Source organism: Streptomyces sp. NBC_01476, assembly GCF_036227265.1.
In the GTDB taxonomy this organism is placed as follows: domain Bacteria; phylum Actinomycetota; class Actinomycetes; order Streptomycetales; family Streptomycetaceae; genus Actinacidiphila.
This window is the reverse complement of record NZ_CP109446.1, coordinates 1,405,196-1,424,365: the sequence shown is the minus strand read 5'-3', so window position 1 is coordinate 1,424,365 and position 19,170 is coordinate 1,405,196. Positions and strand designations below refer to the sequence as shown.

The following is a 19,170-nucleotide window of genomic DNA, read 5'->3' as shown; positions in this document are numbered from 1 at the left end:
TAGGGTGGCGGCCCGGGGGCCCTGAGAGGGGGGTGGCGCGGATGGATGTCATGCCACAGAACGGCATGCTGACAGGCCGGCCCGGTGAGTCCCGCCCCGATGCAGCGCAGCCGCCGTACCCCGGCTGGAGCGAACCGCCCGGCGCCCTCGGCATCGACCCCGACGACCTGCCCGACGGCCTGGTGGTCGCCGACGAACAGCACCGGGTGATCTGCTTCAACGCCGCGGCGGCCCGGATCACCCGGCTGCGCCCGGCCGACGTGCTCGGCCTGCCGGTCGAGCAGGCACTGCCGCTTGAGGACCTCGAAGGCCGCCGCTGGTGGCAGCTCACCGACCCGTACGCGGGCCTGGTCATCAGGACCGGCCAGCCGGAACGCAATCTGCTGCTGCCCGGCGGACGCGAGGTGCTGGTCGTCGCCCGCTTCGTACGCGACCACCCCGGCGGCCCGGTGCGGCGGCTGGTGGTCACACTGCGCGGAACCGAGGCCCGGCGCCGAACCGAGCGCAGCCACGCCGAGCTCATCGCCACCGTGGCCCATGAACTGCGTTCCCCGCTCACCTCGGTGAAAGGATTCACCGCCACCCTGCTGGCCAAATGGGAGCGCTTCACCGAGGACCAGAAGAAGGTCATGCTGGAGACGGTGGACGCCGACGCCAACCGCGTCACCCGGCTGATCGCCGAACTGCTGGACATCTCCCGGATCGACTCGGGGCGGCTGGAGATACACCGCCAGCCGGTGGACATCGCCGCCGCCGTGCAGCGGCACGTGGACGCCCATGTCGCCGCCGGCCAGCTCCCTGACCGCTTCCACCTGCGGGTCGGCGGACCCCTGCCGGCGCTGTGGGCCGACCCGGACAAGGTGGACCAGATCCTCGGCAACCTGCTGGAAAACGCGGTGCGGCACGGCGACGGAACTGTCACCATCGAGGTGGCACCCGCCCCGGCGACCGGCGGCGACCGCACGACGGAGGGCACGGCAGTCACCGTGAGCGACGAAGGGCCCGGCATCCCCGAGGAGTCGATGAGCCGCGTCTTCACCCGCTTCTGGCGGGGCAGCAAGCGCGGCGGCACGGGCCTGGGCCTCTACATCGTCAAGGGCATCGTCGAAGCCCACGGCGGCACCATCGCGGTCGGCCGCGCCCCGGGTGGCGGTGCCGAGTTCCGATTTATTCTGCCCGTCGGGACCCCCGCGTTCCTGGCCTGAGCGGCGCGCCGAGCACGCGTCCCCGCCCAGCCGCCACCGGAACCGCGCAGGAGCCGTCCGGACGGGCGCAGCAAGTTGTCCACAGGCGTTCAGAGCGGTCCCTGCCAGGCCAGTAGACTCGTGCTTTGGCATGTGTCCGGCCCGGTCACCGCCGCGCACAGCACCCAATTTTCGGAACGGGAAGAGATGTCGGCACCGAACAAGTCGTACGACCCTGTCGAGGTCGAGGCGTTGCAGCCGGAGCAGATCGAGCGGATGCGGGACGAGGCGGTCGCCGCCATCGCGGCCGCCGCCGATCTGGACGAGCTCGCGCACGTCAAGACCGCGCACGCCGGCGGGACCTCACCGCTGGCGCTGGCCAACCGGGAGATCGGCGCGCTGCCGCCGCAGGCCAAGGCCGAGGCGGGCAAGCGGGTCGGCCAGGCCCGCGGCGCGGTCAACCAGGCGCTGGCCGCCCGGCAGACCGAGCTGGAGGCCGAGCGGGACGCCCGGGTGCTGGTCGAGGAGGCCGTCGACGTCACGCTGCCGTACGACCGCAGGCCGGCCGGCGCCCGCCACCCCTTGACCACGCTCTCGGACCGGATCGAGGACATCTTCGTGGCCATGGGCTACGAGGTCGCCGAAGGCCCCGAGGTCGAGGCCGAGTGGTTCAACTTCGACGCGCTGAACTTCCCGCCCGACCACCCGGCCCGCGAGACCCAGGACACCTTCTTCGTCGAAGGCGCCGACCAGCAGGCCGAGTCCGGGGTCGTGCTGCGCACCCACACCTCGCCGGTGCAGGTCCGCGCGCTGCTCCAGCGCGAGCTGCCGGTGTACGTCATCGCCCCCGGCCGGGTCTACCGCTCCGACGAGCTGGACGCCACCCACACCCCGGTGTTCGCGCAGGTCGAGCTGCTCGCGGTGGACGAGGGTCTGACCATGGCCGACCTCAAGGGCACCCTGGACCACATGGTGGTCTCGCTCTTCGGCGAGGGCATGACCACGCGGCTGCGGCCGAACCACTTCCCGTTCACCGAGCCGTCCGCCGAGATGGACATGCTCTGCTACGTCTGCCGCGGTGACTCCGTCGGCAACCCCGACCGCCCCTGCCGCACCTGCTCCTCCGAGGGCTGGATCGAGCTGGGCGGCTGCGGGGTGGTCAACCCCAAGGTGCTGATCGCCTGCGGTGTGGACCCCCAGAAGTACAGCGGTTTCGCCTTCGGCTTCGGCATCGAGCGGATGATGATGTTCCGCCACAACGTCGAGGACATGCGAGACATCGTCGAGGGTGACGTGCGCTTCACCCTTCCGTTCGGGATGGAGATCTGATGCGGGTCCCGCTTTCTTGGCTGCGGGAGTACGTCGACCTGCCCGCCGGTGCGACCGGCCGCGACGTCCAGGCCAAGCTCATTTCCGCCGGCCTGGAGGTCGAGACCGTCGAGCAGCTCGGCGCCGGCCTCAAGGGCCCGCTGGTGGTCGGCGAGGTGCTGACCATCGAGGAGCTGGAGGGCTTCAAGAAGCCGATCCGTTTCTGCACCGTCGACGTCGGCGCCGCCGGGGCAGCCGACGGCGCCCCGCAGGAGATCGTCTGCGGCGCCCGCAACTTCTCGGTCGGCGACAAGGTCGTGGTGGTCCTGCCCGGCGGAGTGCTGCCCGGCGGCTTCGAGATCTCGGCCCGCAAGACCTACGGCCGCACCTCGCACGGCATGATCTGCTCCGCCCGCGAGCTGGGCATGGGCGACGACCACGACGGCATCATCGTCCTCCCGCCGGAGCACGAAGCCGGCACCGACGCGATCGGCCTGCTGGAACTCGTCGACGAGGTGCTCGACATCGCGGTCACCCCGGACCGCGGCTACTGCCTGTCGCTGCGCGGGGTCGCCCGCGAGACCGCGATCGCCTACGGGCTGTCGCTGAGCGACCCGGCGCTGATCGACGTGCCGGGCCCCAACGCCAACGGGTATCCGGTCAAGGTCGCCGACCCGATGGGCTGCGACCGCTTCACCGCCCGCACGGTGACCGGCGTCAACCCTGACGCGAAGTCCCCGATCTGGCTCCAGCGCCGGCTGCAGAAGGTCGGCATGCGCCCGATCTCGCTCGCCGTCGACATCACCAACTACGTGATGATGGAGATCGGCCAGCCGCTGCACGCCTACGACCGGACCCGGCTGAGCGGGCCGATCGGGGTGCGCCGCGCCGACTCCGGCGAGAAGCTCACCACCCTGGACGGCGCCGAGCGGGTGCTGGACGCCGAGGACCTGGTCATCACCGACGACAGTGGCGTTATCGGCCTGGCCGGCGTGATGGGCGGCGCCCACACCGAGATCGCCGACGCCGACGAGGACCGCGGCACCACCGAGATCGTCATCGAGGCCGCGCACTTCGCGCCGGTCTCCGTCGCCCGCACCGCCCGCCGCCACAAGCTCGCCTCCGAGGCGTCCCGCCGGTTCGAGCGCGGCACCGACCCGGAGGCGACCTCGGCCGCCGCCCAGCGGGCCGTCGACCTGCTGGTGCTGCTGGCCGGCGGCAGCGCGGACCCCGGTGTCACCGAGGTGGTCACGCCGTCCGCACCGCGCACCATCGCGATGCCCGCCGACCACCCCGACCGGGTGGCGGGCACCACGTACGGCCGGGAGACCGTCGTACGGCGGCTGCAGCAGATCGGCTGCGATGTCTACGGCTCCGACGAGCTGATCGTCACCGTGCCGAGCTGGCGCCCCGACCTGGCCTTCCCCAACGACCTGGCCGAAGAGGTCATCCGGCTCGAAGGCTACGAGAACCTGCCGTCCACCCTGCCCCGGCCGCCGGCCGGCCGCGGGCTGACCGAGTCCCAGCGGCTGCGCCGCCGGGTCGGCCGCGCACTGGCCGGGGCCGGTTACGTCGAGGCGCCCAGCTATCCGTTCCTCAGCGGTGAGGTCTTCGACCAGTTCGGCCTCGACCAGGACGACTCCCGGCGCCGTACCGTCCGGCTCGCCAATCCGCTGTACGACAGCGAGCCCGCGCTGCGCACCACCCTGCTGCCCGGACTGCTGGCCACCCTGCGCCGGAATCTCGGCCGCGGCGCCCACGACCTGGCGCTCTTCGAGACCGGCCTGGTCTTCCACCCCAAGGCGGAAGCCGTGGTCCCGCCCCGGCTGCCGGTGGACCGCCGGCCCACCGAGGAGGAGATCGCCCAGCTGGAGGCCGCGCTGCCCGACCAGCCGCGACGGGCCGCCGTCGTGCTCGCCGGTTCGCGCGAACCTGACGGCTGGTGGGGCAAGGGCTCCCCGGCGATCTGGGCGGACGCCATCGAGGCGGCCCGGACCGTGGCCAGGGAGGCGCGCGTCGAGCTGACCGTGCGGCAGGAGCAGTACGCGCCCTTCCACCCCGGGCGGTGCGCCGCGCTCTTCGCCGGCGACGAACTCGTGGGCCACGCCGGTGAGTTGCACCCGCGGGTCACCAAGGCGCTCGGGCTGCCCGAGCGGAGCTGCGCGATGGAGCTGGACCTGGACCTGGTGGAACGAGCGGGGGGTGGCGTCGCCACCGGGCCGCGCATCTCCACCTTCCCGGTCGCCACCCAGGACGTGGCGCTGGTGGTGGACGCGTCCGTACCGGCCGCCGACGTGGAGCGGGCGCTGCGCGAGGGGGCGGGCGAACTGCTCGAATCCCTGCGGTTGTTCGACATCTTCACCGGGCCGCAGATCGGCGAGGGCCGCAAGTCCCTCGCGTACGCGCTGCGGTTCCGCGCGCCTGACCGCACCCTGACGGCGGAGGAAGCCTCCGCGGCCCGGGACGCGGCGGTTGCCGCGGCGGCGGAGCGCACCGGGGCGGTGTTGCGGGGCGCCTGACCCCGGCCCCGCGGCCGGCGGGGCCCACCACCGGGGATGCGGTGCGTTCCTGACCTCGCGCCGGTGGCGGGTTGCCCGCGCAGTTCCCCGCGCCCCTGGAGGGGCAGCCCCTTGCGGTACGCGGTCATCCAGCGGCCCGTACTGGTTGCCCGCGCAGTTCCCCGCGCCCCTGGTGGGTGCCGAACTTCGCGGAGAGGCCGCACCACCAAGGGGCGCGGGGAACTGCGCGACCAGCCCACACGGACGGGTGGTCGCCCACGGACCGCAAGGGGCACCCCCGGGCGCAGCCCGGGAACGGGGCCCGGACGTGCCGCGACGCACGGGTGGGCGCCCAGCGGCGGAAAGGGCCGCAGCCCGGGAGAAGGGCTACCGCGAGAGCGCGGCCACTACCGCCGTGGCGAGTGCGTCACGGTGGGCCGGCCCGTAGGGCTCGCGCATGACGGTGACGCGCCAGTAGAGCGGTCCCGCCAGGAGGTCGAGCGCGAGGCCCGGGTCCGTATCCGAAGGGATCTCCCCGCGGTCCGCGGCCTGCCGCAACACCGTCGCGGTGACCGCCCCCTGCGCCTCGCGCAGCGCCACGCTCAGCGCCTGCCCCAGTTCGGGACTGCGGGCCGCCTCCGCGAGCAGGTCGGGGATGATCTGCGCCGCCACCGGATGCCGCAGCGCCCGCTCGCTCACATCCAGCAGCTCCCGTACGTCCCCCAGCAGGCTCCCGGTGTCCGGCACCGGCAGGCCCTGCGCGGCCACCGCCGGCACCAGGTCCAGCACCAGCGGCAGCTTCGAGCGCCACCGCCGGTACACCGCGGCCTTGCCCACGCCCGCCCGCCGGGCGATCCCCTCCATCGACATCCGCCCGTAGCCGACCGCGGCCAGTTCGGCGAAGACGGCGGCCCGGATCGCCTCGGTGACGTCCTCCCGGAGCACGGCCGCGCCCGCGGGCGCCCGGCGGACGGGGGAGTCGGAGGGCGAGGGGTCTGCGGTCATACCGATGAGCGTAGCCGATGAACGTACCGGCACCGTGGCGACGGAACGGTTGCGTTCCGACGTTCATCTGCCCTACCGTCGGACACGTCGATACGGTTCCGTTCCGTGGTCAGAGCGCTGCACTTCCCCCGGGCCGTGCTGCCGCTCGCGGCCGTGCTCGGCCGGCTCCAGCAGTTGCTGCTCTCGCTCGGCGTGCTCGCGGTCATCCTGGTCGCCTCCGGCGTACCGGTCACCGCACGCTGGCTGCTCGCGGTGCCCGCACTCGCCCTGCAGACCGCCTTCAACTGCGGGCTCGCCCTCGCGCTGGCCAGGCTCGGCGCCAGAACCACCGACTTCTCCCAGCTGCTCCCCTTCCTGCTGCGCACCTGGGGGTACGTCTCCGGGATCTTCTACGACCTCTCCCGGATCAGTTCGGGCGCACCGCACCTCGTGCTGCGGCTGCTGGACGCGAATCCGGTGTACGTCTACGTGAGCCTGGTCCGGTACGCGCTCATCGACTCCGTCACCCGCGGGCAGCTCCCGCCGCACGGGTGGCCGCTGGCGCTGATCTGGGCGACTGTGGCGACAGCGGCTGGGTACGCGTTCTTCTGGTCGTCCGAGGAGGAGTACGGACGTGGCTGACCGAACAGCTGAGCAGGCGGCGGCCGAGCGCCCCGCCACGGGACAGGGCCCCGGCCGGGCCCCGGCCGGGCACGGCCCGCAGCGGAGCGCTGAACGGGGCCCTCAGCCGCCCGCGGATCCGACGGACGCGCGGGGCGCAGGGAAGACCGCTGAACGGACTACCGAAGCCACCGCCGGAACGACCGCCGGGCAGACCGCGGAACAGGGCCTCGCCCAGGCCGGGAACGGGCAGCCGTCCCCCGCGGACCGGCTGGAGAAGCCTGAGCCTGAGCCTGAGTCCGAGCCCGCCGCCCTGCCGCAGCCGGCCCTCCCCGAGACGCGCGTGCCCACCGTGGTCGTGGAGAACCTGCACGTGGTCTACCGGATCTACGGCGCCGGCGCCGGCCGGGGCAACGCCGCCGCGGCCCTGCGCCGACTGGTCCTGCGCAGGGGCGCGCCCAACGTGCACACCGTCCACGCGGTACGCGGCGTCACCTTCACGGCCTACCGCGGCGAGGCGATCGGCATCATCGGTTCCAACGGCTCCGGCAAGTCCACCTTGCTCAAGGCCATCGCCGGCCTGCTGCCCGCCGACCGCGGCAAGGTCTACACCGAGGGCCAGCCGTCCCTGCTCGGCGTCAACGCGGCGCTGATGAACGACCTCACCGGCGGCACCAACGTCATCCTCGGCGGTCTTGCGATGGGCATGACCCAGGAGGAGGTGCGCACACGCTACAAGGGCATCGTCGACTTCTCCGGCATCAACGAGAAGGGCGACTTCATCTCGCTGCCGATGCGCACCTACTCCTCCGGCATGGCCGCCCGGCTGCGCTTCTCCATCGCCGCCGCCAAGAACCACGACGTGCTGATGATCGACGAGGCCCTGGCCACCGGCGACCGCGCCTTCCAGAAGCGCTCGGAGGACCGTATCCGCGAACTGCGCAAGGAAGCCGGCACCGTCTTCCTGGTCAGCCACAACAACAAGTCGATCCGCGACACCTGCGACCGCGTGCTGTGGATCGAACGCGGCGAGCTGCTGATGGACGGCCCCACCGAGGAGGTCGTCAAGGCGTACGAGGAGCACGGCGGGAAGTGACCCGGCGTGCTCCCGTGGCCGGCCGGGCCGGCCGGGTACGCGTCAGTGCTCGTCAGGACGCGTCAGTACGTGTAGAAGCCGGCGCCCGTCTTACGGCCCAGCCGCCCGGCGTCCACCATCCGCTGCAGGATCGGCGGCGCCGCGTACAGCGCCTCCTTGTACTCGCCGTACATCGAGTCGGCGATGGCGGCCACCGTGTCCAGGCCGATCAGATCGGAGAGCTTCAGCGGTCCCATCGGGTGCGCGCAGCCCATCTCCATGCCGTTGTCGATGTCCTCGCGGGTCGCCATGCCCGACTCGTACATCCGGATCGCGGAGAGCAGATACGGCACCAGCAGCGCGTTGACGACGAAGCCGGAGCGGTCCTGGGCGCGGATCGCGTGCTTGCCCAGTACCTCGGTGACCAGGTGCTCGGCCCGCTTCACGGTGTCGCTCGCGGTGGTGAGCGCCGGGATCAGCTCGACCAGGCGCTGCACCGGCGCCGGGTTGAAGAAGTGGATGCCGAGCACGTGGTCCGGGCGGGAGGTGGCGACCGCGAGCCGCACCAGCGGGATGGAGGAGGTGTTGGACGCCAGAATCGCGTCGCGGCGGGTCACCACCTGGTCGAGCACCTTGAAGATGTCGGTCTTCACCCGCTCGTTCTCCACCACGGCCTCGATCACCAGGTCGCGGTCGGCGAACTCGCCCAGGTCGGTGGTGAAGCTCAGCCGGTCCAGCGCGGCGTCGCGCTCCTCGGCGGTGATCTTGCCGCGTTCCGCGGCCTTGCCGAGTGAGCCGGTCAACCGGGTACGGCCCAGCTCCAGCGCCTCGCCGGTGGTCTCGGCGACCCGGACGTCGAGCCCGGCCTTCGCGCACACCTCGGCGATGCCCGAACCCATCTGGCCCGCGCCCACCACTCCGACGCGCTGGATGTCACTCACTCGTCAGCCCCTCGCCCTCTCCGGCACTTTTCTGTCGCTACCCGAGAGACGTTACCCGCGCCCGGTACGGGCCCGGCTTGGGGGCCGGGCGCGGGGCCGGGCGCGGTGACGGGGACTGCTCGCCCGGGCCGGGGTGCGGTCCGCGCCCCGTACCGGCGCCCAGGGGAGTGCACCACGGGGCGGCGGGGGAGCCTGGTGGTCACGAGACACGACGGGCGGAAGGGTTGTGGGAGGTGACCGGGATCACCCATCATCGGCAGGTCGTGACGGGCGATCAGGAGGATGCGATGGGACGGCTCACGCGCAGGGGCTTCACCCGGGGCTTCACCGTGGCGGCGGCCGGTGCGCTGGCCGGGGCGGCGGGACTGCCGGGCTCGGCGGTGGCGGCCGCGCCGGGAACCCAGGGAGCCCCGGGGCCGGCCGGCCAGGGCTCTCGCCACCGCGAGCTGCGCGGGATGTGGATCGCCTCGGTCACCAACACCGACTGGCCCTCGGAGCCCGGCCTGCCCGCCGCCCAACAGCGCCGGGAACTGCTCGACTTGCTGGACCTCGCGGTCGAACGGCGCCTCAACGCCGTGATGTTCCAGGTCCGGCCGACCGCCGACGCGTTCTGGCCGTCGCCGTATGAGCCGTGGTCGCGGTATCTGACGGGCACTCAGGGCCGCGACCCGGGCTGGGACCCGCTGGGCACCGCGGTCCACGAGGCGCACCGGCGGGGTCTGGAGCTGCACGCCTGGTTCAACCCCTACCGGGTGGCGATGACCGAGGACCCCGGCACCCTCGCGGCCGGCCACCCGGTGCGCCGGCACCCCGAGTGGGCGGTCCCGTTCGGCGGCAAGCTCTACTACAACCCGGGCCTGCCCGAGGTCCGCCGCTTCGTCGAGGACGCGATGCTGGACGCGGTCCGCCGCTACCCGCTCGACGCGGTGCACTGGGACGACTACTTCTACCCGTACCCGGTCGCCGGACAGACCTTCCAGGACGACGACGCGTACGCGCGCTACGGTGCCGGATTCCCGGACCGCGACGCGTGGCGCCGTAACAACACCGATCTGCTGGTCCACGAGACGGCCGCCCGGATCAAGCGGATCCGGCCGCGCACCCGGTTCGGCATCAGCCCGTTCGGAGTCTGGCGCAATGCCGCGACCGACCCGCTCGGCTCCGCCACCACGGCCGGCGTCCAGACGTACGACGACCTGCACGCGGACACCCGCCGCTGGGTGCGCGAGGAGTGGATTGACTACATCGCACCTCAGGTCTACTGGAACATCGGCTTCGCCGCGGCCGACTACGCGACGCTCGTCCCGTGGTGGTCCGACGTCGTCACCGGCACCCGGGTCCGCCTCTACATCGGCGAGGCCCTGTACAAGGTCGGCGTCGCAGGCCAGCCGCCCGCCTGGCAGGACCCGGCCGAGCTGACCCGCCACCTCGACCTGTGCGCCGGCCACCCGGAGGTCCGCGGGAACATCTACTTCTCGGCAACCCAGGTGGCCGCCGACCCCTTGGGCGCGATGAGCCTTGTCGCCGAGCGTTACAAGTTCAGGCGGGAAGTTCGGTGATGCTGAGGGAGAAGTCCAGGTTCCCCACCCCGTGGTTGGCGAGGCCCACCGTCAGCAGGCCCGCTCCTTCCAGCCAGTGCGCCATTTTCAGGCCGCCGACGTCGAGCGGGCGCAGCCCGAGGCTCTTGATGAACGCTTCCACACGCGCCTTGGCCTGATCGCTGTCGCCGGCGATGAAGATGTCGGGCCGGCCCTTCTCCAGGACCTGGCGGAAGACGGTGTTGAACGCCTTCACCACGCCGGCGGCGGCCGGGGCCGCCTTGGCGACCTCCTGCGCGATGGAGGTCTCCTCGCGGTGGGCCAGGCCGTCGAACGTGGAATTGAAGGGATTGCTGATGTCGACGATGACCTTGCCCGCCAGAGCGTCTCCGTACTGGGTGACGACCGGCACGACGCCGTCGTACAGCAGAGCCACGATGACGATGTCCCCGGCCGGGGCGGTGCCCCATTCTCCTGTCGTGGCGCCGTCGCCGAGAGCCTTGGCCAGGTCAGCGGCCTTGGACTGATCACGGCCCGTGAACTCGACGGTGTTACCGCCCGCCAGCGCCCGTGCGCCGATGGTGCGGGCCATGTTCCCGGTGCCGATGATGCTGATGTCGCTCATGAGATGCCCTTCCTGGTAGTGGCTGTCCGGTTCAGACGGCGGTGGTGCCGCCGTCGGCGACGAGTTCCATGCCGTTGACGTAGCTGGAGTCGTCGGAGGCGAGGAAGAGGGCGGCGGTGGCGATTTCGTCGGGGCGCCCCATCTGGCCGCGGGGGATCAGGGACTCGAACTGGCGCTTGGTGGCCTCGTCGAAGAGTTCTTCTTGCTTGGCGGTGGCGACCTGGCCGGGGGTCAGGACGTTGACGCGGATGCGGCGGTCCTTGAGCTCGTTGAGCCAGATGCGGGCCCATGCCTGCTGGACGGCCTTGCTGCCGGCGTAGACGCTCCAGCCGGGGAAGGCGCCGAGGGAGGCGTTCGAACCGGTCATGAGGATGGAGCCGCCGTCGTTGAAGAGCGGGAGGGCCTTCTGGACGGTGAACAGGGTGCCGCGGGCGTTGAGCCCGAACCAGGTGTCGAACTGGGCCTCGGTGATCTCGCCGAGCGGAGCGGGCTCGCCCCCGCCGGCGCTGGCCCACAGCACGTCGAGGCTTCCCTTCTCCCGCTTGACGGTGTCGTACAGGCGGTCCAGGTCGTCCAGGTCGGCGGCGTCGCCCTGGACGCCGGTGACGTTGCGGCCGATCTGCTTCACGGCCTCGTCCAGGGCGTCCTGGCGGCGGCCGGTGATGAAGACGTGCGCTCCCTCGTCGACGAACAGCTTCGCGCCGGCCAGCGCCATGCCGGTGGTGCCGCCGGTGATGACCGCGACCTTGCCGTCGAGCTTTCCCATAGTCGTTCCCTTGGGTTCATAGTGCCCTATTTACCTGCGGCGATGGCATTAAGTACACCACCCTGTGTGCTTACCGTACCGGGCGGGCGCCGGGGCCGCAAGCTATGTACACCGGTCGTTACCCAGCTGCGGTACGATCGCCCTATGACGGAGTTGGAGAAGGGCCCCACGGGCCGCCGCCGCGGCCGGGGCGCCCGCGAACGCATCCTCAGCGCGTCCCAGCAGCTCTTCCGCGAGCAGGGCATCAACCGCACCGGCATGGAGCAGCTCTGCGCGGTGGCCGGGGTGTCCAAGCGCACGGCCTACCAGCACTTCGCCGGCAAGGACGAACTCGTCGCCGAGTACCTGCGCCGGTTCGACCCCTCCGTTCTGTCCGGCGTGTTCGACCGCACCGACCTCACGCCCCGCGAACGGCTGCTGGCCGCGTTCGACATCCCCCCCACCACCCCCTTGTGCCCCTACATCTCCGCCGCCGTCGAGCTCCACGACCCCCAGCACCCGGCATCCCAGTACGCGCGCGACTACAAGAAAGCCGTCGCCGCGCGGCTCGCGGACGCCGCCCGCGAAGCCGGCGCCGCCGACCCTGAACAGCTCGGCGAGCAACTGGCGCTGCTCCTCGACGGCGCCGCGGCCCGCACCCGGGTCCTCAACGCCGACGCCTTCCCCACCGCCGCCGCGATCGCCGCCGTCCTCATCGACAACGCCATCCCCGCGGCAGCCGGCGACGACCGGCGCCGGGAGGAAGTGGCGAGCTGACGCGGCACGGCGCAGCCGCACGGCTCCTTGACGGCGCCGCGGCCCGCACCCGGGTCCTCAACGCCGACGCCTTCCCCACCGCCGCCGCGATCGCCGCCGTCCTCATCGACAACGCCATCCCCGCGGCAGCCGGCGACGACCGGCGCCGGGAGGAAGTGGCGAGCTGACGCGGCACGGCGCAGCCGCACGGCTCCTTGCGCAGCGACTCCGAGTGCTTGCCGTGATTCATGGCGGACCGGCGCGCCTGCGGCTCCATCGCCGGATACTCGGGCTGAGCCGGCATCCGCCCTTCGTTCCCTATTGGCCAGGCGCGTTGAAGCCGTACGGAGTGCCTGGGAGGGGCGGGATGTGGCGCGTGTTCTGGGCGCCGACTCGGGCGGTGGAGGTGACGGTGCGGTTGCCGGTGTTGAGGCCCTGCGGCGATCTGCGGGAGCGCGAAGCTTCGGTCCGGATCCGGCCGGGTGATCCGGTGCTGCCGGCGCCGGACTACCGGGTCGACGAGCTGCCGACCATCGGGCGCGTCACGGCCCTTCCCCCGACCCTGCGGAGCACAGCCCGCTCCCGGCAAGCCGGACATGCACAAGCCCGACCGTCACCGCGGTGAGCGGGTGACGATCGGGCCTCGCTTGTTCCAGTTGATTCATTCGTGCAGGAAGCACACGTCTTCGCCGACGCCGCTCGCGTGAGCTTCACGCTTTCACGGGGGCGCCCATCGCGTGATAGCCGCCATCCACGTGGAGCGTGCTGCCGGTCACTCCTCGGGACAGTTCGCTGAACAGGTAGACCGCCGTGCCCGCGACCACTCCGGAATCCTGGACGTCCCATCCCAGCGGGGCCTGCTCGTGCCAGTTGTCGGCCAGCACTTCGAACCCCGGGATCGACTTCCCCGCCATGCTGCGGATCGGCCCGGCCGAGATCGTGTTGACGCGGATGCCCAGCGGCCCCAGGTCACGGGCCAGATAGCGGGTCACCGACTCCAGCGCGGCCTTCGTCGGCCCCATCCAGTCGTAGACCGGCCACGCCACCTGGGCATCGAAGTCCAGCGACATCACCGACGCACCGTTCGGGGCCTTCTCCAGGAGCGGTTGAAGCGCGACCGTCATCGCCTTGAGGCTGTACGCCGAGACGTGCATGGCCGTGCTGACCGATTCCCACGGGGTGTTGAGGAAGTTTCCGCCGAGGGCGTCAGCGGGTGCGAAGGCGATCGCGTGCAGCATGCCGTCAACGTGGTCCCACACGGCGGCCGTTTCCGCACCCAGCTGTTCCAGCTCGTCCGGCTTGGTGACGTCGGCCGAGAGCAGGGCCACCGGCTCCTTGGGAAGACGCCTGGCGATACGACCCATGATCGAGGACGGCCGGCCGGGCGCGTTCGTCAGGATGACGTCAGCACCGTGTTCCATCGCCTGACGTGCGATGGCGAAGGCGATGGAATCCTCGGTGAGCACACCGGAGATCACGAGGCGCTTGCCGTCGAGCAGCATGAAGTTCTCCTGGCTGAGCTTGCCGGACACGTACGCGTCCAGCGATGACGCCCCAACATATCCACCGTCCTGGGCGATGAGAGGCATGGCGAGGTCGGGGCGAAGCACGCAGCCGGACGCTTTGAGGTCTGCGGTGATGCGGATGCCGCAGCCCATCCAGCCTTCCAGGCAGGCGTCCTTGACGCGGCAGCCCTGGCAGACGGGCGCGGTGTGCTGAGTGCGGGGGTGGTTCAGATTCGTCTCAATCGAGGCGCCACCGTTCAGCCACCACACCATGTTGACGCGTCCTGGCAGGCCGTACGTCCACACGGTGATCCGCTCGGTGCGGTCGGCCCGCAGGCTGGTGATTTCCTGCCAGGAGATGTGGTTGCGAAGCCACTGATCTTCCTGGCCCGGCATCCACATCACGTCGTAAAGACGCACCCGGAGTCCGCGCCTGTCGATCCAGTCCAGGAAGCCGGGGATGTCCTGGTGGAAACCCTTGAGGATTACCCGGTTGACCGCGACCGGCAGCCCGATGTCGCCCGCCAGGTCGATCACTCGCAGAGCGTTGTCGAAGGCGTCCCGGCCCATGATGTCGGCGTACGCCCGCCGCTCGAAAGCCTGTACGGACATTACGATGCCGGACAGTCCGGCGGACATGAGACGCGGCAGCCGCAGGCCGTCGTCGGGCGTGCCGTAGCGAACCAGTCGGGCCGGCGCCGTGGTGTCCAGGTTTCCAGGTCGGTGCCGTCGATCCAGCCGTCAACGGGGGCGTACCGCCCGCGCCAGCCGTGCTCCGTGCGCAGGCAGTCCAGTTCGGTGCCACCGGCCCCGAGGTCCATCAAGAGGTCACGACCGGAGCGGGGATGAGGGACCGTTGGCCCGGGCGCATCGCCGCAGACGACCCGCGCGATGGTGGTGATCCCGTCGGAGAACCGGGCAGTGGTGGTCACGCCCCCACTGAGGGCCGGGGCTGCTGACTGATGGCACCTTGGGTGTCGGGGCGGACAAACGTGAGTCGCGCCCAGACGTACTTTCCCGGCCTGTCGACGGAGGGCTGCCAGCCCCATTCGCCGTCCGTCAGCCCATCGACGAGGGCGACGCCCCGACCGGTCTCCGAATCGTCCGGGGCTTGTCGCAGGACAGGCGGCCGGCTCCGGGCCTCGTCGTAGAACGAGATGTAGAGCCCGTCAGAGAGGACCAGGAGTGACAAGGCACAGAGACGGTCCTCCTGCCGACCGGGCTGGGGGTCGTGAGACACGGCTGATGCTCCAGCGTGGCGGACGGCGTTGGTGGCCAGTTCGGAGACGATCAACAGAGCGTCGTCCACGAGCTCCCGGGGCATTCCCCACCTCCCGAGTACGTCCTTGGCATGCGCTCGGGCGTACCGAGGGGCGGAGGGCTCGCAGGCCAGTTCCAGCCTGTTCTGATTCCCGGAGCTGGGTCCCATCCCGAACCTCCCTGCTTGCTCAACGCGCCGAGGCAACGTCCGTGTCTCTCCGTAGCGATTCCGCTACCAAGACGGCTCAGCGTGGCCTAGAGTCAGGAACCCTTCAACTGATCAGGAATGAAGGAGGGGTTGGCGCAACATGGTCAATCGCAAGGAGCTGCACCCGGACAGCAGCCCGCAAGCGGCTTACGGCGCGCGCGTTCGCAGGTGGCGAGAGGACCACGGCTGGAACCAGGAGCAACTGGCCGCAGCCGTGGCATATTCGAGTCAGCATATTTCGGCCATTGAAACTGGTCGGAAGCCGCCAACTCTCCCGTTCGCACGTGCAGTTGACCTTGCACTGGGGACCGCAGACTCACCGGACTCGTTCGAGCGCGAGTGGCGCGAGATGCGGCGTGGCTCATTACTGGAGGGCTTCCCCGAGTACGTGGCCCATGAGGGCCGGGCAGCAGAGATCCGGATGTTTGAGATCGGGATCGTTCCCGGCCTGTTGCAGACACCGGAGTACGCCTGGGTGCTGGCCAACACGGCGGTGCGGCGGGGAGCCATCACACCGGCACAGGCGGAGGAACGGGTCTCGTTCCTGGCTGACCGGCAGGCTGCGCTGGTCCGGGCCCGCCCACCCATGCTGTTCGTGACCATGGATGAGAGCTGCATCCGTCGGCCGATTGGCGGAGCTGCCGTGATGGATGCTCAGTTGGCGCGGCTGGTCGAGTTCGCCGCGATGCCGAACACGCTGCTGCAGGTGGCACCGTACGAGATCGGAGAACGTCGTACGTTCGACCTGCCTGTCAACCTCTTGACGCTGCCCGACCGGTCCGTCGTCGCCTACGCCGAATCACAGGCTCAGGGGCATCTGGACCGAGAAAGTGTGACCGTGCTCCCCCTGTTGACCGCCTACCATCAACTGCAGGCCGAATCGCTGTCGCAGACCGCATCGGTGGCCATGATCGAAGAGGTACGAAAGGGCACCCCGTGATGACCACGAACGAGTCACCCCGTTGGTTCAAGTCCTCCTACAGCAACAACGGCGGCAACTGCATCGAGGTCGCCGCCAACCTCACCGCCTCATGCGGCGTGGTCCCCGTTCGCGACTCCAAGAACCCGCGCGGCCCGGTTCTGGTCTTCCCGGCTGAGGCGTTCTCCTCCTTCGTGGCCGCGGTTGCCCAAGGAGAGTTCGAGCGGTCCTGACCACAGTGGGGGCCGGGTGAGCGGGGCGGTGGGGGAGAGGGCGGCGGGTGCGGGGGTGCGGTCGGATAATCCGGTCGAACCGGCGAACGGTGGCTGTTACGGTCGGGCCGTGGCGAAACTGAACCAGATCATCGCGGTCGAGAAGGGCGTCAAGTCCAAGGCGCAGCAGGAGCTGACCCAGGCCCATCACGACCTGCAGAAGCCCGCGTTGCTCTCCGGAATCTCCCGGACCTACCAGCCCAAGGACGAGGAGGGCGAGCAACTGCCGCCCGAGTCGACCCGCGTGCAGATCCAGGCCGAGAGCGTGCTGCGCTCCACCGCGACCGCGCTGACCCGGCTCTTCGACGTGACCGCCACCAAGGACTGGGCCAACTGCGAGGCCCGCGCGGATGTCACGGTGGACGGCACCGCGCTGCTGCGGGACGTACCCGTGTCCTACCTGCTCTTCCTGGAGAAGCAGCTCACCGACCTGAACACCTTCGTCCGCAAGCTGCCGGTGCTGGACGCGGCCGAAGCGTGGAACCTGGACGCCTCCACCGACGCGTGGAAGACCGAGGCGGTGCGGACGATCCGCACCAAGAAGGTGCCGCGCAACCATGTGAAGGCGGAGGCGACCGAGAAGCACCCCGCGCAGGTGGAGGTGTACTACGAGGACGTGCCGGTCGGTTACTGGACCACGGTCAAGTTCTCCGGCGCGCTGCCTGCCCGCCGGGTGAACGAACTCCTGGAGCGCGTCGAGAAGGTGCAGCAGGCGGTGAAGTTCGCCCGGGAGGAGGCGAACGGCGCTGAGGTCGCCGACCGGCGGGTCGGCGACGCGGTGTTCGGGTACCTCTTCGGGTAGCCGCCGTCTTGACGTCCCCGACGTGCCTGGACGACGTTCGATGATGACGGCTGACGGCGGCAGTACCCCCTTGGATGCCCTCCGCGGGAGCGCGGAGGGTGCGCGAGAAGCGCAAAGCTGAAGCTGAGGCTTGTCGTGATGGAGGCGGTTCCAGTGAGGGTTCGAATCCCTCCCCCGGCACATTTCTGGCCGGGGTGGCCCAATCGGCAGAGGCAGACCGCGATCAATCTCAGACTCTCGCTCCAGACTCAGCAGTCGCCGCTTATCGCCGGATCGACCGGCCGTGGGCTAGGTCGTCAGGTGCCGGTTCGAATCCGGTCCGGTGCTCTTCCTGCACCGGTAGTTCAATGGCAGAACGCGACGACATCAGACTGACCCGCGGCCTCAAGTGTGCCGGCGTGTGCACGGAAGCGGCATTCTCAGGGGCCCGGAGGCTGGACATGCCTCCGGGCCCCGCCGCATGCCGGCGCCCGGCCCCGTAAGCACCCGGCCCCGCCCGGACCGTCTCCGTATGCCCGCGGTCCGGCCCGGCCCGACCCGCATGTCCCCGGCCCCGCCCGGCTCAGCCCGGCCCAGCGCCCGTATGCCCGCGGCCCGGCCCGGCCCGGCCCCGCCCGGCCCGCACGTCCGCAGCCCAGCGACGCACCCCCCGGACCGCCGGCCGGCGACGCACCCCCACGGCACCACGCCACCGCCCCCCGGCGCCCCCGCCCGGCGGCCCACACCGCGCCGGCCGCGCAGGCCCTACGCTTGCAGGCACGATGTACCGATTCAACGCGCCCTGGGGCGACCTCGACCTGACCCGATTCCCGGCCGAACCGCGGGAGCAACTGCGGGCGTGGGATGCCGCCGACGACTATCTGCTGCGGCACCTCGCGGAGGAGGGGCTCACCCGGGACGGCGAGATCGTGGTGGTGGGCGACCGCTGGGGCGCCTTGGCGACCGCGCTGGCCCCGTGGGGGCCCACCCAGATCTCGGACTCCTTCCTGGCCCAGCAGGCCACTCGGGCGAACCTGCGGCGCAACGCCCCGCAGGCGCGGCTGCGGCTGCTGTCCACCCAGGACACCCCGCCGGAGCGGATCGACCTGCTGCTGATCCGGGTGCCCAAAAGCCTCGCGCTGCTGGAGGACCAGCTGCACCGGCTGGCGCCCGCCGTCCGCCCGGACACCCTGGTGGTCGGCACCGGCATGGTCACCGAGATCCACACCTCGACGCTGCGGCTCTTCGAACGGATCCTCGGTCCGACCCGCACCTCCCGGGCGGTCCGCAAGGCGCGGCTGATCTTCTGCACGCCGACCCCGGAGATCACCGCGCGCGGCCCGAACCCGTGGCCGCTGCGGTACGCGCTCCCGGAGGGTGTCGGCGCGGTCTCCGGCCGTACCGTCACCAACCACGCCGGCGTCTTCTGTGCCGACCGCCTCGACATCGGCACCCGCTTCCTGCTCCAGCACCTGCCCGAGCGCGGCGGCCAGGACCGGGTGGTCGACCTCGGCTGCGGGAACGGCGTCGTCGGTACGGCCGCGGCGCTGGCCAACCCGGCCTGCGAGGTGCTCTTCACCGACGAGTCGCACCAGGCGGTCGCCTCCGCCGAGGCGACGTTCCGCGCCAACGCGGACCCGGCCACCAAGGCCGAGTTCCAGGTCGCCGACGCCCTCACCGCGGTCCCGCCGGAGAGCGTCGACCTGATCCTGAACAACCCGCCCTTCCACTCCCACCGCGCCACCACCGAGACCGCGGCCCGGCACATGTTCGCCACCGCCCACGCCGCCCTGCGCCCCGGCGGCACCCTGGTTGTGGTGGCCAACCGCCACCTGCCCTACCACCTGCGCCTGCGCCGTCTCTTCGGCAGCTGCGAGGTCGTCGCCTCCGACCCCAAATTCGTCATCCTCCGCGCCACCAAAGCCTGACCACCGCCGCCCCCGCCGCTCC

17 protein-coding genes are annotated in these 19,170 nt (G+C 71.1%); 11 read left to right on the top strand and 6 right to left on the bottom strand.

Annotation, left to right across the window (positions count from 1 at the left end):
- Window positions 1-41: 41 nt before the first annotated feature.
- The 3 genes from OG552_RS06240 (at window position 42) to pheT (ending at window position 5,011) form a co-directional block, all read left to right on the top strand.
- Window positions 42-1,205 (top strand): ATP-binding protein, encoded by a 1,164-nt coding sequence (locus OG552_RS06240; RefSeq protein WP_443070878.1) that lies wholly within the window; start codon window positions 42-44, stop codon window positions 1,203-1,205.
- A gap of 186 nt (window positions 1,206-1,391) precedes the next feature.
- A complete protein-coding gene (gene pheS / locus OG552_RS06235; RefSeq protein ID WP_329130186.1) occupies window positions 1,392-2,513 on the top strand; it encodes a phenylalanine--tRNA ligase subunit alpha in 1,122 nt (373 codons plus the stop codon).
- Window positions 2,513-5,011, top strand: a complete 2,499-nt coding sequence (gene pheT, locus OG552_RS06230) for a phenylalanine--tRNA ligase subunit beta (protein ID WP_329130185.1) — start codon at window positions 2,513-2,515, stop codon at window positions 5,009-5,011. The genes pheS and pheT overlap by 1 nt, the downstream gene beginning before the upstream one ends.
- A gap of 366 nt (window positions 5,012-5,377) precedes the next feature.
- On the opposite strand, the gene OG552_RS06225 is transcribed toward pheT, so the two are convergent.
- On the bottom strand, window positions 5,378-5,995 hold the full coding sequence (locus OG552_RS06225) for a TetR/AcrR family transcriptional regulator (RefSeq protein ID WP_329130184.1): 618 nt from the start codon (window positions 5,993-5,995) through the stop codon (window positions 5,378-5,380).
- Between the two features lie 105 nt (window positions 5,996-6,100).
- On the opposite strand from OG552_RS06225, the gene OG552_RS06220 reads away from it, so the two are divergent.
- Together OG552_RS06220 and OG552_RS06215 are read left to right on the top strand one after the other, a co-directional pair.
- A complete protein-coding gene (locus tag OG552_RS06220) occupies window positions 6,101-6,616 on the top strand; it encodes an ABC transporter permease (protein ID WP_329130183.1) in 516 nt (171 codons plus the stop codon).
- Window positions 6,617-6,908: 292 nt separating this feature from the next.
- On the top strand, window positions 6,909-7,691 hold the full coding sequence (locus tag OG552_RS06215) for an ABC transporter ATP-binding protein (RefSeq protein WP_329140582.1): 783 nt from the start codon (window positions 6,909-6,911) through the stop codon (window positions 7,689-7,691).
- A 62-nt stretch (window positions 7,692-7,753) separates the two neighbouring features.
- On the opposite strand, the gene OG552_RS06210 is transcribed toward OG552_RS06215, so the two are convergent.
- Window positions 7,754-8,611, bottom strand: coding sequence for a 3-hydroxybutyryl-CoA dehydrogenase (locus OG552_RS06210; protein ID WP_329130182.1), 858 nt, complete (start codon window positions 8,609-8,611; stop codon window positions 7,754-7,756).
- Window positions 8,612-8,898: 287 nt separating this feature from the next.
- Here OG552_RS06210 and OG552_RS06205 point away from each other — a divergent pair, with 287 nt between their 5' ends.
- Window positions 8,899-10,170, top strand: coding sequence for a glycoside hydrolase family 10 protein (locus tag OG552_RS06205; protein WP_329130181.1), 1,272 nt, complete (start codon window positions 8,899-8,901; stop codon window positions 10,168-10,170).
- On the opposite strand, the gene OG552_RS06200 is transcribed toward OG552_RS06205, so the two are convergent.
- Both OG552_RS06200 and OG552_RS06195 read right to left on the bottom strand, forming a co-directional pair.
- Window positions 10,151-10,774: an NADPH-dependent F420 reductase gene (locus OG552_RS06200; protein WP_329130180.1), complete on the bottom strand. Its 624-nt coding sequence runs from the start codon at window positions 10,772-10,774 to the stop codon at window positions 10,151-10,153. The genes OG552_RS06205 and OG552_RS06200 overlap by 20 nt on opposite strands.
- A 31-nt stretch (window positions 10,775-10,805) precedes the next feature.
- Window positions 10,806-11,540 (bottom strand): SDR family NAD(P)-dependent oxidoreductase, encoded by a 735-nt coding sequence (locus tag OG552_RS06195; RefSeq protein WP_329130179.1) that lies wholly within the window; start codon window positions 11,538-11,540, stop codon window positions 10,806-10,808.
- 144 nt (window positions 11,541-11,684) lie between these two features.
- On the opposite strand from OG552_RS06195, the gene OG552_RS06190 reads away from it, so the two are divergent.
- Window positions 11,685-12,296 (top strand): TetR/AcrR family transcriptional regulator, encoded by a 612-nt coding sequence (locus OG552_RS06190; protein WP_329130178.1) that lies wholly within the window; start codon window positions 11,685-11,687, stop codon window positions 12,294-12,296.
- 689 nt (window positions 12,297-12,985) lie between these two features.
- On the opposite strand, the gene fabI is transcribed toward OG552_RS06190, so the two are convergent.
- On the bottom strand, window positions 12,986-13,777 hold the full coding sequence (gene fabI, locus OG552_RS06185) for an enoyl-ACP reductase FabI (RefSeq protein ID WP_329140580.1): 792 nt from the start codon (window positions 13,775-13,777) through the stop codon (window positions 12,986-12,988).
- Window positions 13,778-14,708: 931 nt separating this feature from the next.
- Window positions 14,709-15,209, bottom strand: coding sequence for an ATP-binding protein (locus OG552_RS06180; protein WP_329130177.1), 501 nt, complete (start codon window positions 15,207-15,209; stop codon window positions 14,709-14,711).
- Between the two features lie 139 nt (window positions 15,210-15,348).
- On the opposite strand from OG552_RS06180, the gene OG552_RS06175 reads away from it, so the two are divergent.
- The 4 genes from OG552_RS06175 to OG552_RS06160 all read left to right on the top strand — a co-directional run bounded on the left by OG552_RS06175 (window position 15,349) and on the right by OG552_RS06160 (window position 19,148).
- On the top strand, window positions 15,349-16,188 hold the full coding sequence (locus OG552_RS06175) for a helix-turn-helix domain-containing protein (RefSeq protein WP_329130176.1): 840 nt from the start codon (window positions 15,349-15,351) through the stop codon (window positions 16,186-16,188).
- On the top strand, window positions 16,188-16,400 hold the full coding sequence (locus OG552_RS06170; protein ID WP_329130175.1) for a DUF397 domain-containing protein: 213 nt from the start codon (window positions 16,188-16,190) through the stop codon (window positions 16,398-16,400). Before OG552_RS06175 ends, OG552_RS06170 begins: the two co-directional genes overlap by 1 nt.
- A 109-nt stretch (window positions 16,401-16,509) precedes the next feature.
- Window positions 16,510-17,241: a DUF7873 family protein gene (locus OG552_RS06165; protein WP_329130174.1), complete on the top strand. Its 732-nt coding sequence runs from the start codon at window positions 16,510-16,512 to the stop codon at window positions 17,239-17,241.
- 761 nt (window positions 17,242-18,002) lie between these two features.
- Window positions 18,003-19,148 carry a methyltransferase gene (locus tag OG552_RS06160; RefSeq protein WP_329130173.1) on the top strand — a complete coding sequence of 382 codons (1,146 nt, stop codon included), beginning with the start codon at window positions 18,003-18,005 and terminating at the stop codon, window positions 19,146-19,148.
- The last annotated feature ends 22 nt before the right edge of the window (window positions 19,149-19,170 follow it).